Source organism: Providencia sp. PROV182, assembly GCF_028480325.1.
Lineage (GTDB): Bacteria > Pseudomonadota > Gammaproteobacteria > Enterobacterales > Enterobacteriaceae > Providencia > Providencia hangzhouensis.
The window spans coordinates 76701-94203 of the sequence record NZ_JAMPOL010000005.1 but is presented as its reverse complement, the minus strand read 5'-3'; the positions used below and the strand labels follow the sequence as shown (position 1 = coordinate 94203).

Here is a 17503-nt window from a genome sequence, read left to right as displayed (position 1 = left end):
CCGGTTATCAGTCTTCGCTGATACGGCTACCAACAGCACCTTGTTGGTTTTTATATTTAGCGTCTTGTCGGCTATTATAAGGGCGATCAGCACTACCAGATAACGGCTCAAAACTTAATGCGCCAATCACCATGCCAGGACGCAACGCTAACGGTAATTTACCTGAATTGTAGAATTCTAGCACGATTTGCCCATGCCAACCGGGGTCAATTCGATGTGCTGTTACGTGCACCATCAAACCTAACCGCGCTAATGAAGAGCGCCCGTCTAGCCAACCGACAAGGTTATCAGGGAGCGTAACAGACTCAAGCGTCACTGCAAGTGCTAATTCACCTGGATGTAGGAAAAAGGGCTCATCTTCATCAAGCACAATTTCATCACTCATGACGCGATCTAATGCGGCATTAACCTCATCTTTAGGGCCACTAAGGTCAATAAATGCAGCCGTGTGTCCTCGAAAAACACGGAATTGATTTCCTAAACGAACATCTGCAGTTGCACCATTGATTCGTTCAACTGGTGGGCGTGGGCTAATAACTAATTTACCATCATCCATCCATTGAATAATATCGCGGTCACAAAGACGCATGGTTGTTTCCCCCTTCATTATTTTAATTTCTGCGCGGTTTAATCTTGACAGAATTCGCCAATTTTCGCTTTCAAGATATCAATCGCAACACGGTTTTTCCCCCCGCGAGGTACTATAATATCGGCATATTGCTTTGATGGCTCAATAAATTGCAAAAACATTGGGCGAACCGTTTTATTATATTGGTCAATAACGGAGTCGAGCGTTCTGCCCCTTTCATTTACATCACGTTTAATACGGCGCATCAAGCAAATATCAAGTGGCGTATCGACAAAAATAGAAAAATCCATTTCACCACGTAAGCGCTTATCTGTTAATAATAAAATACCTTCAATGATAATAACTTTTTTAGGTTTAAACGTGATGGTTTTCTGTTTACGGGTATGAGCGACATAGTCGTATTGCGGAATTTCTACTGCTTGGCCACTTTTCAGTGATTTGAGATGTTCATAAAGCAAGCTGTGGTCCATCGAGTTAGGATGGTCATAATTTACTTTAAGACGCTCTTCCATTGGGACATCGGCTTGGTCTTTGTAATAACAATCTTCTGGAATAACACCGATATTATGATCACCAACCTGTTCCCTTAATTCACGGTATAACGTGCTGGCAATTAAGCTTTTGCCAGATGCAGAGGCTCCCGATATACCTACAATGGTACAGTGATGCGCTATGTCAGTCATAAAATGATAACCTGGTTAAATATTAGAAATGAAAATACACAACAACAAAATGTTATGTTGGCGGAATTATAGGGGGTAATGGCGTGTTGTTCCAGCATACCTCAACAAAGTTCGCTAAAAAAACACCCATTAGATAGGAAATGCCGTAAATCAAAGCGTACAAAATGTCATTTATACACTAAAACTGTTTTTTTCCTTCTAATACCGCGATGCGATTTTCAATCGAAGGGTGAGTTGAAAACACAGAATCGCCCTTATTAAAAATATAAGCGGCCTTACGGTAAGCTTGGCCTGTACTCGTTTCATCATAATCATGGGTTTCATGCTTCCCTGATATTTTTTTCAATGCGCTGATCATCGCTTGGTTATCAGAAGTCAGATCAACCGCTGCGGCATCCGCCATATATTCACGGGTACGCGATAAATAAAAATAGAGAATTTGTGTTATCCACGGTAAAACAAAATTCAGAACTAATAGGATCATTTGCGCTTTGTTCGCCGCATTATTGCGACTGCGCCCTGCTGTTCGAATAAAAATCTGACTAAATAAATTGGTCACGGTTAAAATCACATTCGCCAAAATCCCCACGTACAGAGTTAATTTTGAATCACCGTGAATAATGTGCCCAACTTCATGAGCAAGAACGGCTTGAACCTCTTGCCGATTAAGTGTCTGTAATAAGCCTCTTGTCACCCCCACAAGTGCATTACGATTATTCCACCCTGCTGCGAAAGCATTAGGCTCGTCCGTTTCTAAAATATATAAGCGAGGAATATAGCCTAAGCTGGCACTTAAACTTAATTCTTCAATAATATTAAAAAGTTGCTTTTCTTGGGGGATATTCGCATTTTCTTGGGTGATTTCTCTGGCATTCATCCCAGCTAACATCATTTTATGGCCTCTAAAATGAATATAAATTAGCCCAAGGAAGGTTAAACCTAAAACAATGAAAGTGGCGATAGGTAATTCATGAAGTGTCACAAACATCATCGCATTGTCGACCAAATCCAATTGTTCATTTGGATGTGTTGCAATATCCGCCAGTAATCCAATGATTAGCATTAAAAAAATATAGCTCATCACCACCAAACGTGTGCGAATATTATTTTTACGAATGACGTTTCTAAAATCCATAATGTAACCTGTTATCTACTACTCATAAAATATCGGAACACCATAAGGCATCCCGATGATTTATCACTTCAAAGGTTTAAAGGCTTTTAATCAAAATTAATTCGACGTGATTCCTCAGTCTTAATGGTTTCTTCATCAAGACGCCAATATTCCTTTGAAATTTTTAAGCTAGGAATAATGCCAACAATGAGTGCCGCAGGCATAGAAGCGATATACGCATTATAAGTTTCTAATGAACGGTTATAACCACGTTTAGCAAATGACAATTTATTTTCTGAAGAAACGATTTCTTCTTGTAAATTTGCCATAATTGCATCGGATTTTAGCTCAGGATAAGCTTCAACCGCGACATTAATTGCCCCACTTGTTACCATTTTTGATAACGCATCTTCGGCTTCACGGGCTTTATCCCCAGTCGCCGTTTGTGCTTGCGTCCGTAGCTCAGTAATTTTACTGAACACCTCGCTTTCATGGCTTAAATATTTTTTAACTGTTGCCAATAAGCTATCAAATACTTTTCCACGACGATCTAATTGAACTGAAATTTCTGTTTCACTCGAAATAACAGCTTCTCGCAATGCGACGATACGGTTATAAAAATAAATAACGATCAGCACCACGACAACAATAAAAATTAAAAATTTCATAGTCACCTTTTCGGGTTGCCCGTAGAAAGAAAACTGATTAAATAAAAGATGTGGTTATTCTACGCGAACATGACTCAATAAAGAAATGTTCCGCAAACAATTCAGAAAAATAGAAGGTTAAAAAAACACGTTTAGTAAAGAAAAGTATCAACAATAAATAAGGCTATCTAGTGATAAACTAAATAGCCTTTTTTCTCTATAACCGATTAAACGGCGCGGAAAGAAATCTCTGTTGGGATTTTATCCCCTTCCCAATACATCAAAGCTGAAATACCCGAAGCAATTTCACGGTAGATATCTGCAAATTCACCTTCAGGATCACGCATAACAGTAGGCTGGCCACGGTCAAGGTCTTCACGTAAAGAAATATGCAGAGGAACCTGCCCCAATAATTTAGTATGGTATTTTTCGGCTAATTTCTCAGCACCACCAGTACCGAAAATTGGCTCAACATGGCCACAATTACTGCAAATATGTGCGCTCATATTTTCAACAACACCCAGCACTGGGACATTGACTTTCTTAAACATCACAATGCCTTTCATGGCATCGACCAAGGCGATATCTTGTGGAGTCGTCACCACAACAGCACCGGTTACTGGGATATTTTGAGAAAGTGTTAGCTGGATATCACCTGTTCCCGGTGGCATATCGATAACTAAGTAATCCAAATCAGGCCATAACGTATCTTGCAACATTTGCATCAACGCTTTGCTTGCCATTGGGCCACGCCAGACCATCGCGTTATCATCAGTCACTAAGTAACCGATTGAGTTTGTCGCCAAGCCATACGCCATAATTGGCGCCATGTGCTGACCATCTGGGGAGGTTGGGCGCTCTAAAGTTGTGCCTAACATATTTGGAATTGATGGGCCGTAAATATCCGCATCAAGGATCCCCACTTTCGCCCCTTCTTGTGCCAGTGCTAGCGCTAAGTTCACAGAAGTACTGGATTTACCAACACCACCTTTACCCGAACTGACGGCTAAGATATTACGAACACCATTAATACCCGGCAAATCATTTGCACGTTTTAATGTGGTGATGTCATGGCGCAGTTTCCATTCAACAGCATGAGCCCCTGTTTGTTGCTTTAATTCAGCAGTTTTTTCGCTAATTAAAGTTTGAAACGGCCCTTTCCAAACGAATGGCATAACTAATTCGACATGCAGCACATTGTCCAACATTGCACAATGATGTAACGCTTTGATAGAAATCAAATTACGTTGCAGTGTTGGGTGTGTAAATGAAGCCAAAACTTTGGAGACTTGTTCAGTCAGCAGTTCTGGTTTGTTCTGCTCGGGGGATTTATCGTTCATCCCGGCTCCTTTATTTATATTTTTGAACTATGTATATCCTAGAATAAGTTACAGAAAATTGGGCGGATATACTTTGACTGAGATTAATCATAACAGAGAACAGGAAGAAAGTTATTATATCGAGATAGGAAAAGCCACGAAGAGGTAAAAATTCTTTTTCAAACAAATTTCCAATTAATATTTTATACCCCTAGCAGCGATGGTTTTGATCGGTTAACATCAAAGACCCTTTTCAAATAATGGAAGTAAGAAAGTTACTATGTCTCAAGTCGCGAATAAATTACTGGTAACCTGTGCGTTACCCTATGCTAACGGTTCAATCCATCTTGGTCATATCCTGGAACACATTCAGGCTGATATTTGGGTCCGTTATCAGCGAATGCGCGGCAAAGAGGTTCACTTTATCTGTGCCGATGACGCGCACGGAACTCCAATCATGCTTAAAGCTCAACAACTTGGCGTAACGCCAGAAGAGATGATTGCGGCAGTGAACCAAGAGCATCAGAACGATTTTGCTGGTTTCGCCATTAGTTATGATAACTACCACTCCACACACAGTGAAGAAAACAAAGTTTTATCAGAGCTGATTTACGGGAAACTGAAAAATAACGGTTTTATTAAGAACCGTACTATTTCACAGCTTTTCGACCCAGAAAAAGGCATGTTCTTACCGGATCGCTTCGTTAAAGGCACTTGTCCAAAATGTAAAGCCGAAGACCAATATGGTGATAACTGTGAAGTCTGTAGCGCAACCTATAGCCCAACAGAACTGATTAACCCACGTTCAGTGATTTCTGGCGCCACACCTGTAATGCGTGATTCAGAACACTTTTTCTTTGATCTTCCTGCATTTAGCGACATGCTTCAAGCGTGGACTCGCTCTGGCGCATTACAAGAACAAGTCGCCAACAAAATGCAAGAATGGTTCGAATCAGGCCTACAACAATGGGATATTACCCGTGATGCGCCTTATTTCGGTTTTGAAATTCCTGATGCGCCGGGTAAATATTTCTATGTTTGGTTAGATGCGCCTATCGGTTACATGGGCTCCTTTAAAAACCTGTGTGACAAACGCGGTGATCTTGATTTTGATGAGTTTTGGAATAAAGATTCGAAAACCGACCTTTACCACTTCATTGGTAAAGATATCGTCTATTTCCACAGCCTGTTTTGGCCTGCTATGTTAGAAGGTAGCCAGTATCGTAAACCAACAAACCTGTTTGTTCATGGCTATGTCACGGTTAACGGGGCAAAAATGTCTAAATCGCGCGGAACATTTATTACTGCGCGTTCGTATTTAGATCATTTAGATGCTGACTGCTTGCGCTATTACTATGCAGCAAAACTGTCTTCGCGTATTGATGACATCGATTTTAATTTGGAAGATTTCGTCCAGCGCGTCAACAGCGACATCGTCAATAAAGTGGTTAACTTGGCATCACGTAATGCGGGCTTTATTGCTAAACGCTTTGATGGCAAATTATCAGCAAACCTTGCTGAGCCAGAGTTATACCAACAATTTATCGATGCAGCTAAAGTTATCGGTGAGGATTATAACAACCGTGAATATAACAAAGCGATCCGTGAAATCATGGCATTAGCCGATATCGCAAACCGCTATGTTGATGAAAAAGCACCTTGGGTTGTCGCCAAACAAGAAGGTAAAGATCAAGAACTGCAAGATATTTGCTCGATGGGCATCAACTTATTCCGCGTTCTGATGACGTACCTGAAACCTGTTTTGCCGGGTCTTACTAAGCGTGCTGAAGCCTTCTTAAATAGTGAATTATCATGGGATGCGATTAACGCCCCATTACTGAACCACAGCGTTGCGCCATTTAAAGCGTTGTTTAACCGCATTGAAATGGCAAAAGTGGATGCGATGGTTGAAGCCTCAAAAGAGAGCATCAAACCCGTACAGCAACTTACGGGGCCACTTGCCGATGACCCAATTCAAGAAACCATCACTTTTGATGATTTTGCGAAAATTGACCTGCGAATTGCATTAATCAAGCAAGCTGATTTTGTTGAAGGCTCAGACAAGCTACTGAAATTGCAATTGGATATCGGTGGTGAAACGCGCCAAGTATTTTCTGGTATTCGCTCCGCTTATCCAGACCCTAAAGCTTTAGAAGGCCGTTTAACGGTGATGGTTGCCAACCTTGCGCCACGTAAAATGCGTTTCGGTGTTTCTGAAGGCATGGTAATGGCAGCAGGTCCTGGCGGGAAAGATATCTTCTTACTCAGCCCAGACAGTGGTGCACAACCCGGTATGCAAGTTAAATAACCCATACTTACTCTAGTCTGTTATTCATCAAAAGTGGGAAGCTAAATACTTCCCACTTTTTTATTGGCTTTTTATTGTGATCAGTAGCACAATAATAAAGTTAATTGTATGATGAATAGATATTACATTACAGGACCAGTCTCATGTCATTTAAACAGGTACTGATAACGGGATGGCAATATTTGCGAGCTTTCGCAATACTCTACCTTTGCCTGATTATTGGAAACCTTATCTCAACACTACTTCCATTCTCCATCCCTGGCAGCATTGTCGGCATGTTAATTTTATTCATATTGCTTGCGTTACAAATTATCCCCGCGAAGTGGGCACAACCCGGTTGCAGCATTTTGTTGAAAAATATGACCATCCTGTTTGTTCCTATTGGTGTTGGCATAATGAATTACTATGAATTACTCAGCCAACAAATGGTTCCTATCATCGTTTCCTGTGTAGTTAGTACCTTAATCGTTATGGTGGTTGTCGCCATCAGTTCCAACTATATTCATAAGGAACGCCCTGTCGTTGGGGCTCAACCTGATGACGTTCCTTTACCCCCCGAAGACCCAATTTCTTCGGTCATTAATAATGATAAAACTAAGGGGAATGAATAATGTTAGAACATATTTGGTGGTCATTACCGCTGACCATTGTGGTGTTTTATTTAGCGCGTAAGTTGTCGACCACATTTAAGTTACCGATTTTAAACCCACTATTAATTACTATTACGGTATTGATTGCACTACTAGTGATCACGAATACCTCTTATGAGCACTATTTTGCAGGTAGCAAAATACTCAATGATTTACTACAACCCGCAGTCGTTGCGCTCGCTTTTCCACTTTACGAACAAATGCACCAAATTCGTGCCCAGTGGAAATCTTTATTAAGCATTTGTTTTGCAGGTAGTTTAGTGGCCATGTTCAGCGGTGCTGCCATCGCACTATGGTTGGGGGCAACCCCAGATATCGCGGGTTCTATTTTACCTAAATCAGTAACTACTCCTATTGCGATGGCTGTCGCTGATTCTGTTGGTGGGATCCCTGCGATTAGTGCCGCTTGCGTGTTGTTTGTTGGGATCTTAGGCGCCATGTTTGGCCATAGCTTATTTGATGTGCTACGTGTACGAACCCACGCCTCAAGAGGGCTCGCGATGGGAACCGCTTCCCACGCCCTAGGTACTGCCCGCTGTGCCGAAGTGAATTACATTGAAGGTGCTTATAGCTCTCTTGCATTAATGACCTGTGGGGTTATCACCTCGCTTATTGCCCCGTTTATATTCCCTGTCATTTTACATCTTTTTAGCTAAGCTTAATTCATTAAGCCAATAACCAAATATATGGGTAAGAGGAGTTCAATAGCCTCTTGCTCATACGCACACTGATAAAATATGAGATATATCTCACAACAAAAGAATATGTTTCATATATTACACCCAAAATAGTGACAATCATCACATATAGTTCTACGTATTATTGAATAGAATAAAAACAATTAAATAGGGAGAGTAACTCATGCATTCAAGATTTAAGGCCGCTTGGGCCGAGCTTCCAGAAAAGTTACAGTCAGTACTTAGACCTATCATTGATAAATCTGATTTTCAAGGCATGTTAACGGCGGAACAAGTTAAACAGATTAAAGCTGAAACAAGTGTAGACGACGCTGAGTTAGCCTTTGCATTATTGCCTTTTGCTGCTGCCTATGCCCTCACTCCTATTTCCCATTTTAACGTGGGTGCAATCGCACGTGGAGCAAGTGGTAACTTGTATTTTGGTGCCAATATGGAATTTAGCCATGTATCAATGGGCCAAGTGATCCATGCAGAACAGTGTGCAGTGACACACTCTTGGATGAAAGGTGAAACGCAGATTACCTCAATTACTGTAAATTACACACCTTGTGGCCACTGCCGCCAATTTATGAATGAATTACGTGAAGGTGGTAAAATTATGGTGAATTTACCAGGTCGCACACCTGCGGTACTACACCACTATTTACCCGACTCATTTGGGCCGTCTGACCTCAATATTACCACTTTACTGCTAGACCCTGTTGACCATGGCTATAAAAACCAAAGCCGTGACCGGTTATTAAGTGCAGCAATTGAGGCTGCAAACCAATCCCATGCACCTTATAGCCAATCCCATTCAGGAATTGCGTTACAATTAAAAGATGGCTCACTGTTTACCGGACGCTACGCAGAAAATGCCGCATTCAACCCAAGTTTACCGCCACTACAAGCCGCTTTAATTATGATTAACCTTGCAGGTAAAGATATTCACGCCATCGACCAAGCTAAGTTTGTTGAAAAACAAGATGCAATTATCAAACATTGGTATGTTACCGAAAATACATTACAGGCATTGGGTTGCCAAAATATTGAATTAGCTTATTTGGATTAATTTTATATTTATTTAAATATAACGGTTATTGCTGGGAGCTTGAATAAACAGCAATAACCGTATAGTTGCTATTAGAACTTTAATCTTGTTCACAAAACCATTTACCTGCAAAGTGGCCATCCATAATAGAACTCACTAGTTTTGATTAATATATGCCCTAGTAAGTGAATTCATTAAACAATTTTTCTGTTTCATTTATCGTCTCTTCTAATGTAATAACTAAAGGGATCTTTCGCATTTTTTCTAGCCAAGCTTGGCTTTGTTGCTGTTTTATCGATGCAGATTGCGCGGCTTCTTCTTTCATGTCTAGCCAAATGCTAGCAAATAACTCTGATTCACCATTAAGTGATTTATTAGAAAAGCTATTTAATAGTTTCCCTATAATTTTATTCTGTTTATCTATAGATAATACTTCAAATACATCTTTAAATAACCAACCTTCATAAGGAATTCCTGTATTTAACATCGCTTCTTTTTTTATTTTAATAAATTCTTGATGTGTAATATCACCAATTGGAATGTTATCACTTTCTTTCCGATTTTTCATAATTCGTCCATATGCTAATTTTACTTCTTTTTGATACCGACTCCGTTTTTCACTGGTAAATGACTCACCCCGTGCCTTCATATGATTATTTAAAAATTCTTTTTCTAGATAAATAAAAATACTAAAATATTTATCATCCGAATTATTAACCTTTTGAATATTGTCTTTATCAGTAAAAGCATAACCTTTATTTAAAAGACTTAAATATGATAAAATTATACAAATAAAAATTAATGTAATAATAGATTTGTATTTAAATGATATCATTAGAACCCCTTCGATTTTTATTATAAAACTTTGAATCATCAATCATTTCTTCAAACATAAAATCTAACTTTCTCTCTAGCTTATTGACTAAAGCAATCCGCCTCATCTTCTCCAGCCATCTTTTGCTTTTAATTTGCTTGTCTGATGGTGGTTTGGAAGCTTCCCTTACCATTGCATACCAAAGCATCATGAATAATTTAGCTTCCTTCGCAGGATCATTGTTATTCATCACAAAAATGAACTGTTGCCATAGTGTCTCCCGGTTTCTCTCATTAATAACATCTAAAACATCTGCTAAAATCCAAGCATGATAAGACATTCCCATTTCATTTAAATTCTTACGATAAAAACCCATTGCCTGTTCATGGCTTAATTTTTTAATAAATGCTTCTTTTGTATACTTTAAAAATTCTAACATTGGGTTATTTTCTTTTCCCCCCTTGAAAATAACTAATTTTTTTCTATCAAATATTAAATCCTTAGATTCAGAAAAGTATAACATCTGTAGCATAAAGAAAAGACGTGGCGTTTTAACACCTTTTTTTTCACAAAAATTAGTTATATTTTTTTTATTATATTTTACATTATTTCCTTGAGGATTTTGGCAAGCACCGAGAAGAAAAACTGAAAGCACAACTATTAATTTATAATTCATATACATCCTTGTGATTCATAAAGTTAGAAACCAACAATCTTAAAAAGCAATTATGTAAAAAACACATTGCCAACATAAAAACAAACATCAGTAATCACCATTCGTTTACTAATAACTAAAATAATTTATTTTATTATAAGTAGACTTTTTAAATATTAATTAAAACTAAAAGATCCTCCAGAAGAATAACCACTATAACTAAATTCAGGTATACTTGGCATTGAGGGTATTGAGTATTTATCTTCAAATGAGTCCATTGAATTGTTCATTGATGACATATTGTCTCTTAACTGGCCAATCATATTTTCAAAATGAGGGTTATTTCTTATGGTATCTGTAGGGAAGTCTTTAAATCCTGGCGTTTCCGGAAGAACAACACTCGGGCGTTCTAGATAATAATTTGTTGGTGTTTCATTATCCTTAAACCTATCAAGTAGGTTTGTTGTACGAGGTGCTAATTGTCTATTCGGTTCGGATTTTGGATAAGTGCTTTCCAATATCGATTTATCTACCATATTGTGTGGATACTTAATTGGAGGTGTTGACTTGTTGTTTATTGATGGCATATTTCCCCTTAAATCATCAATCATACGGTCATACGGTCATAATGAGCAACATCTGGTTGATAATTAACTGATGGTGAATCAAATAAGCCTGTTTCTGGTAATATATAATCAGGTCTTTCTAGATAATATTCAGATAATAAATTTTTATGTGTAAATTCCGTTTGCCCACGCCAATCTGTTTGTACAGAAAATCGACTACCATCGCCAGATGGAAAATTCCAAAATGAAAAACGCTCTGTTCCTCTATCGATTAAAGGGTTTCCTGTATTATAAATAATTGTATTTATTCTATCCATATTATCTTCTTCTATATGAGATATAATATTTTGATAAGATTTCTTGGCTGTAACCACCACGCCATCTACTACATTATCAATATCCAGAACTCGTTTAGTCCAACTATGTATTTTAGGCTGCATATGCGCTGGAGCTTCATATAATGCTCTAAACATTATATCTTTAGTATTTATACTTAATAATGTTTCACTTTCTATATCACCTACAGAATTTAAAGCTCTCTGCCAATAACTCTCTCTTTGTTCTCTAGGTAACACAAAAAATACAGGTTCTAAAGTCCATGCATCAGAAGGAAGATTATAATAAGAAAATACACTACTATGAAATAATTTAGCCTCTATGTGATTTATATCACCATAGATTACATCCTTTCCATCTTCAAATCTATTTTTTAGGGTTTGAACATAAGCTATTGCCATATAATAGCGAATACGCTCAATTATAAACTCATCTTGCACTCCAATATGCTCTAAAATAGCTTCATCTAAATAATTAAGCGCAAAGCACCTGAAAGAGAATCACCTTTAACCACACTATTAGCTAATTTAGCATATCGATCTCCTTTACTTTCCAAATATTCATACATCAACTTTGGTTCTTTGGTTACGTATAAAATTTTAATTGCATTAGAAACATCACTACGAGTTAACTTTAAATCACCCTTTCTAATTTCTTGATTTCTCATATTATCTCCTAATTTTTAACATGGTCGAGTAAAAAAATGCGTATTTTTTCCCTCATTATATTGCTATTAGATAATTCTTTAGCATCAAAATAAAATTTAACCTTAGTTCCTATTTCTGGAATCAAAAAATATTGAAAACACTTATGATACTTCTCATCAATTGGTAACCATTCACACTCAATTAAAAAAATTACTTCATTATTAATTTCCTTCCAATAATATCCTTTTTTATTAAAATACATATCATCTTTATGACCAATACTTCTTCGTATTGTTACAGTCACTTCAGTAAAATAAAGATCCAACTCTTCATCATAATATAACTCCCCCTTTCTTTTGAGGTACCCCATATCTAAATACACGTGTTTTCTATAACTCAAATATTTTTCAGGGTTTCCTTTTAATGGTTCAGCATAAACCTCTATAATTTTAACATCATTACTTACCTCATTAGATGGTTTCAAATCAGACCAAGACATTCGCATTGGCAGCACTCTAAAATTAGCCTCACACCCTTTTTTATTTTCAATAAACCTTGGGTCAAAATAGCTATATCCTTCATATTCAGCAAATGGAAAAACATACTCGCCAGGAACTTCTATAATATTCTTATTAAACTGCCCACAGACAAAACCGGGGCGATTATCAGCGAAACTATTTATGGAAATCAATAACACAAGACAATTAACTGTAAATTTAATTAGATAATTAATTATCATTTCAAGTTTCATACTTGCACCTATTGAAATAAATCAATATATTTTAAATTATAAAAACATCCTCACTAGATATACTTGAAAAATTTTCTTCGCCCATAGAATTTGCAAATTTACTTTCTAAGAAAATAACATTTAAACTTACGATATCATTATAATTAATTGAAAAACTAGCCATATCTTTACTCATAATATTCATCCTTAATAAAACCGAAGACAAAAACCTTAGCTTCATTCATTATATCTCTCCATTGATTATACTTATCAAAACTAAATTTAATCTCTGCAAGTATACCTATTTCTGATATTGAAAAAATCATATTACAACTTGAATATTTATTTTCCAATGGTAGCCATAAGCATTCTAAGATAGCAATAACTTCATTTTCATTTTCGAACCAAAAAAAAGTTCTTTTCTTTTGAGTTCTTTTTCCACTATATAGTTTTTCAGATACATTATATTCATCAAAATAGTCAACATATTGAAGTTCGGAATCATCGTCATAAAATATTTGACTTCGCTTTCCTAAATATGATGCATTTAGATAATTTTTCATTTTTTGTGTTAATGAATAATCTTTCTCTCTAATTGGTCTCAATATAATTCTTATCGTTTTTTCATCTATTTCAAGATGAAATTTTTTTTGGGGATCAACACTTGTCATATAAGGCCAATGCGTTATTAATGTTAACTCTCTAAAATTAGCATCACATCCTTCTTTATTTTCAATAAACCTTGGATCAAAATAGCTATACCCTTCATATTCAGCAAATGGAAAAGCATACTTGTCAGGAACTTCTATAACCGTTCCGTTAAACTGCCCACAGACAAAATCGGGACGATTATCAGCGTAACTATTTATTGAGATTAATAGCATAAGACAATTAACTGTAAATTTAATTAGATAACTAATTATTAGTTCAAATCTCATACTTACACCTATTAAAATAAACTAATCATACATAAGCTCTGGATTTTTACTAACTATTAAAATTCGGGTAACATTAGATAAATCTATTGATATTAATTCTAAGTCTCCCTGCCTACGTTCCCTAATATTCATATTTTTAGTTCCTAATTTTTAATATATTCAGATAAAAATAGCCTTACCTTGTCTTGAATAGCTTCCCAATTAACAAGATTTGAAAATTCAAATGAAACACTATATTTAAGACCAAATTCAGGCATTAATGATAATAATTTACAACGCCGATAACTATCATCTAACTGTCTCCATGAACACTCCATTAAAACATTAACTTCATCATTATCTTCATCCCAATAGTAACCATACTTTATAATATTGACATGCACTTTATTTCCATTAATATGTTTAGACTCAATAAAAACCTCATTAAAATACAACTCTAGTTCTTCATCATAATATAGTTCACCTTTCCTTTTAATACTCCCCATATTTAAATATATATCTTTCTTATGACTAAAATACTTTTCAGGATCACTATTTAATGGCTCAACATAGACTTCTATCATTCTAACATCATGACTGACTTCACTAAATGGTTTTAAGTCTGGCCATGACATCCTCATTGGCAGAATTCTAAAATTAGCCTCACACCCTTTTTTGTTTTCAACAAACCTTGGGTCAAAATAGCTATATCCTTCATATTCAGCAAATGGAAAAACATACTTACTAGGAACTTCGATAATATTCCTATTAAACTGTCCACAAACAAAACCGGGGCGGTTCTCGCCATTAACAATGCAGGAAAATAATAATAACGGTAGAATTAAACAAAAATATAATTTCATAATAATTGACACCTTAATACTTATATAACATTTAGTTTTCAAACTTATTTAAATGAAAACTATGATTTAGCAGAAGCTAATGTTTTACTCATACGTTCATACCATTTATTAATAATGATTTTCTGTTTTTTAGTGGCCTTCTTTTCCTTTTCTAACATCACTTTCATCAAGCTGTATATTACCGATAATTCATGGCCACGGTCTCCGGAAGCTGCCATAATTTTTTGCCAATAAAATTCTTTTTCTTTTTCATCTAATACAGAAAATACCACACCTAAAACCCAAGCTTCTTCGGGTATTTTATTACGTAACATGACCAGATAGTGTATTTCATCTGCTTCTTTATAAGTCATATCATGAGAGACTTTTTCACCTGTACTCTGTTTCTTCGCTTTTCGCTTTAATACTTGAAGCATTTCTAATGCATGGTCATAATTTATTTTGTCTATCAATGTTTTATTAATTGTTTTGTTTTTTCTTTCATCACCAAATAAAAATAATCTGTTATAACTCGACCAAAAATTGATGAACCATATTTGTTTTCATAGAAATAGCTGTCAATATTCCTTAGTGTTTCGATTGGGTTATAGTCTGCTCTTGAATGATTCATTCCTCCTAGAAATGCCATAATAATTAATATATAAATACGCTTATTTCTTAACACTCCATTAATTAAATTCATAAAACTCCTTAGTAAAAAATGAAATATAAAATAAAATTCAACTTATATAAATTTAAAACTTGCAGCAATATATGATATTTAAAAATATAATTTAACTTTCAGTGAATCCGTTTTTTCTCTCTGTAACTGACTAAAAATAAGAAAAAACATGAAAAAATTGAACCCGCAGCAAAGCTAAACTAACGTTTGAAAACGTAAAAATAACGATGAGACATTCATTATTTGCCTAAGCGTGATCTACCTACCGTAATGCGTATGCCGTTATCGGCTTTCATTCCCTTCCGCGCATAAACTCCTTATCATATGCACAATATTTTTCAGTAAATTTTTTAACGCTTTTTTATCATTATTTACTGTACATATTTGCTGTTTAGCTTAGGATCTACCCTGACTTTGTTGATTAATCGTCCGAAGAGTGATATTTCATGGAACATGAGTACGAAACAAAACGCCCTCTCTATATACCCTACGCTGGCCCAATTTTGCTTGAATTCCCTTTGCTGAATAAAGGAAGCGCCTTCACCGAAGAAGAGCGTGCAAATTTTAACTTGCATGGTTTACTTCCTGAACAAGTAGAAACCATCGAAGAACAAGTTGAACGTGCCTACCGCCAATTAATTGATTTTAAATCAGATATTGATAAACACATTTATCTGCGAAATATTCAAGACACCAACGAAACCTTATTTTATCGCCTTATAGATGCTCACCTCACTGAAGTAATGCCTATTATCTATACCCCAACCGTGGGTGAAGCTTGTGAGCATTTCTCTGACATTTATCGTCGTGCACGTGGTTTATTTATTTCTTATCCAAATCGTGAATACATCGACGACATGCTACAAAACGCCACCAAACAAAATGTGAAAGTGATTGTTGTTACTGATGGCGAACGTATTTTAGGCCTTGGTGACCAAGGTATCGGTGGTATGGGCATCCCAATTGGGAAACTCTCTCTCTATACCGCGTGCGGGGGTATCAGCCCTGCTTATACCTTACCTATTGTTATTGACGTAGGAACCAACAACCCACAGCGTCTGAATGACCCTCTGTATATGGGATGGCGTCACCCACGTATTACGGGTGATGAATACAATGAGTTCCTTGATGAATTTGTTCAGGCAGTTAAACGCCGCTGGCCAAATGTATTATTACAATTTGAAGATTTCGCTCAGAAAAATGCGATGCCTTTATTAACCCGTTACCGTGATGAGCTATGCTGTTTCAATGATGATATTCAAGGCACCGCATCGGTTGCATTAGGTAGCTTAATTGCCGCCAGCCATGCCGCAGGCAGTAAGCTAAGCGACCAACGCGTGACTTTCTTGGGTGCAGGCTCAGCAGGCTGCGGTATTGCAGAACAAATCATCGCCCAGATGAAATCCGAAGGCTTGAGTGACGAAGAAGCGCGTTCACGTATTTATATGGTTGACCGCTTTGGTTTATTAACCGATAAACTACCTAACTTACTCGATTTCCAAGCCAAATTAACCCAAAACAGTGGGAATTTAACCGACTGGGATGTTAACAGTGACTCAATTTCACTGTTAGATGTGGTACGCAATGCCAAACCAACCATATTGATTGGTGTGTCTGGCCAAGCTGGATTATTCACAGAAGAAATCATTAAAGAGATGCATAAGCACTGTGAACGTCCTATCGTGATGCCGTTATCTAACCCAACATCACGCGTCGAAGCTCGCCCTGAAGACATTATCAATTGGACTGATGGCAAGGCCTTAGTCGCAACAGGAAGTCCATTTAGCCCAGTATCTTACAAAGACCAAGTGTTCCCAATTGCACAATGTAACAACTCCTATATCTTCCCGGGTATAGGTCTTGGTGTGATTGCCTCTGGTGCTAAACGCGTTACTGATGGCATGTTAATGGCCGCCAGCCGTGCGCTTGCCAGCTGTTCACCACTTGCCAAAAATGGTGAAGGTGCGCTATTACCTCTACTGTCTGATATTCAAGATGTATCTCGCATTATTGCTAAACAAGTGGCAAAAGAAGCACAGATCCAAGGTGTAGCAACGGTCACCTCTGATAGCGCATTGGATGAAGCCATTGAGCGTAATTTCTGGAAACCAGAGTACCGTACCTATAAACGGACTTCGTTTTAATTTGTCATAACGGTATTGATTGAAAGGGGCTCTTTAGAGCTCCTTTTTTATTTTTTATAGATCCGAAAAAACGAATGTCTGTTTTCTCAGATAATGATAAATTGCGCTAAACAAATCACTTATTTAAGATAA

21 protein-coding genes are annotated in these 17503 nt (G+C 36.9%); 5 read left to right on the top strand and 16 right to left on the bottom strand.

Features of this window, described 5'->3' with window-relative positions; all coding sequences use genetic code 11:
* Nucleotides 1–7: 7 nt before the first annotated feature.
* The 5 genes from dcd to apbC form a co-directional block, all read right to left on the bottom strand.
* Complete coding sequence (gene dcd, locus PR834_RS05245) at nucleotides 8–589, bottom strand: dCTP deaminase (RefSeq protein WP_004909269.1); 582 nt, start codon at nucleotides 587–589, stop codon at nucleotides 8–10.
* A gap of 38 nt (nucleotides 590–627) precedes the next feature.
* Nucleotides 628–1272, bottom strand: coding sequence for a uridine kinase (udk, locus tag PR834_RS05240; RefSeq protein WP_004256495.1), 645 nt, complete (start codon nucleotides 1270–1272; stop codon nucleotides 628–630).
* A gap of 178 nt (nucleotides 1273–1450) precedes the next feature.
* Nucleotides 1451–2407 carry a zinc metalloprotease HtpX gene (gene htpX, locus PR834_RS05235; RefSeq protein WP_110591377.1) on the bottom strand — a complete coding sequence of 319 codons (957 nt, stop codon included), beginning with the start codon at nucleotides 2405–2407 and terminating at the stop codon, nucleotides 1451–1453.
* An 86-nt stretch (nucleotides 2408–2493) separates the two neighbouring features.
* A complete protein-coding gene (locus PR834_RS05230; protein WP_004256501.1) occupies nucleotides 2494–3054 on the bottom strand; it encodes a LemA family protein in 561 nt (186 codons plus the stop codon).
* 206 nt (nucleotides 3055–3260) lie between these two features.
* Nucleotides 3261–4373, bottom strand: a complete 1113-nt coding sequence (gene apbC / locus PR834_RS05225; RefSeq protein ID WP_004256506.1) for an iron-sulfur cluster carrier protein ApbC — start codon at nucleotides 4371–4373, stop codon at nucleotides 3261–3263.
* Between the two features lie 259 nt (nucleotides 4374–4632).
* Between apbC and metG the strand changes: the two genes are divergently transcribed.
* From metG to cdd, 4 genes are all read left to right on the top strand, one after another.
* Nucleotides 4633–6660, top strand: a complete 2028-nt coding sequence (metG, locus tag PR834_RS05220) for a methionine--tRNA ligase (RefSeq protein ID WP_196724518.1) — start codon at nucleotides 4633–4635, stop codon at nucleotides 6658–6660.
* A gap of 143 nt (nucleotides 6661–6803) precedes the next feature.
* Entirely contained in the window at nucleotides 6804–7271 is a 468-nt protein-coding gene (locus PR834_RS05215) for a CidA/LrgA family protein (RefSeq protein WP_004256512.1), read from the top strand.
* A complete protein-coding gene (locus tag PR834_RS05210) occupies nucleotides 7271–7966 on the top strand; it encodes a CidB/LrgB family autolysis modulator (protein WP_164455857.1) in 696 nt (231 codons plus the stop codon). Before PR834_RS05215 ends, PR834_RS05210 begins: the two co-directional genes overlap by 1 nt.
* A gap of 205 nt (nucleotides 7967–8171) precedes the next feature.
* Complete coding sequence (gene cdd, locus PR834_RS05205) at nucleotides 8172–9059, top strand: cytidine deaminase (RefSeq protein ID WP_004256516.1); 888 nt, start codon at nucleotides 8172–8174, stop codon at nucleotides 9057–9059.
* Nucleotides 9060–9216: 157 nt separating this feature from the next.
* On the opposite strand, the gene PR834_RS05200 is transcribed toward cdd, so the two are convergent.
* From PR834_RS05200 to PR834_RS05150, 11 genes are all read right to left on the bottom strand, one after another.
* Nucleotides 9217–9873: a hypothetical protein gene (locus PR834_RS05200; RefSeq protein WP_262960937.1), complete on the bottom strand. Its 657-nt coding sequence runs from the start codon at nucleotides 9871–9873 to the stop codon at nucleotides 9217–9219.
* On the bottom strand, nucleotides 9860–10528 hold the full coding sequence (locus PR834_RS05195) for a hypothetical protein (protein WP_262960936.1): 669 nt from the start codon (nucleotides 10526–10528) through the stop codon (nucleotides 9860–9862). Before PR834_RS05195 ends, PR834_RS05200 begins: the two co-directional genes overlap by 14 nt.
* Nucleotides 10529–10683: 155 nt before the next feature.
* Nucleotides 10684–11094, bottom strand: coding sequence for a hypothetical protein (locus PR834_RS05190; RefSeq protein WP_196724514.1), 411 nt, complete (start codon nucleotides 11092–11094; stop codon nucleotides 10684–10686).
* 20 nt (nucleotides 11095–11114) lie between these two features.
* Nucleotides 11115–11849, bottom strand: coding sequence for a hypothetical protein (locus tag PR834_RS05185; RefSeq protein WP_272536490.1), 735 nt, complete (start codon nucleotides 11847–11849; stop codon nucleotides 11115–11117).
* 26 nt (nucleotides 11850–11875) lie between these two features.
* Nucleotides 11876–12076: a hypothetical protein gene (locus tag PR834_RS05180; protein WP_272536489.1), complete on the bottom strand. Its 201-nt coding sequence runs from the start codon at nucleotides 12074–12076 to the stop codon at nucleotides 11876–11878.
* Between the two features lie 8 nt (nucleotides 12077–12084).
* On the bottom strand, nucleotides 12085–12807 hold the full coding sequence (locus PR834_RS05175) for a hypothetical protein (protein WP_196724512.1): 723 nt from the start codon (nucleotides 12805–12807) through the stop codon (nucleotides 12085–12087).
* A 31-nt stretch (nucleotides 12808–12838) separates the two neighbouring features.
* Nucleotides 12839–12982 (bottom strand): hypothetical protein, encoded by a 144-nt coding sequence (locus tag PR834_RS05170; RefSeq protein WP_196724511.1) that lies wholly within the window; start codon nucleotides 12980–12982, stop codon nucleotides 12839–12841.
* On the bottom strand, nucleotides 12975–13724 hold the full coding sequence (locus PR834_RS05165) for a hypothetical protein (RefSeq protein ID WP_180359466.1): 750 nt from the start codon (nucleotides 13722–13724) through the stop codon (nucleotides 12975–12977). The genes PR834_RS05170 and PR834_RS05165 overlap by 8 nt, the downstream gene beginning before the upstream one ends.
* A 143-nt stretch (nucleotides 13725–13867) precedes the next feature.
* The gene (locus tag PR834_RS05160) at nucleotides 13868–14566 is read right to left on the bottom strand and encodes a hypothetical protein (RefSeq protein WP_196724509.1); all 699 of its coding nucleotides are present in this window, start codon (nucleotides 14564–14566) and stop codon (nucleotides 13868–13870) included.
* Between the two features lie 59 nt (nucleotides 14567–14625).
* Nucleotides 14626–14982, bottom strand: coding sequence for a hypothetical protein (locus PR834_RS05155; RefSeq protein WP_196724508.1), 357 nt, complete (start codon nucleotides 14980–14982; stop codon nucleotides 14626–14628).
* Between the two features lie 32 nt (nucleotides 14983–15014).
* On the bottom strand, nucleotides 15015–15248 hold the full coding sequence (locus PR834_RS05150; RefSeq protein WP_196724507.1) for a hypothetical protein: 234 nt from the start codon (nucleotides 15246–15248) through the stop codon (nucleotides 15015–15017).
* Between the two features lie 425 nt (nucleotides 15249–15673).
* On the opposite strand from PR834_RS05150, the gene PR834_RS05145 reads away from it, so the two are divergent.
* On the top strand, nucleotides 15674–17371 hold the full coding sequence (locus tag PR834_RS05145) for an NAD-dependent malic enzyme (protein WP_004256541.1): 1698 nt from the start codon (nucleotides 15674–15676) through the stop codon (nucleotides 17369–17371).
* The last annotated feature ends 132 nt before the right edge of the window (nucleotides 17372–17503 follow it).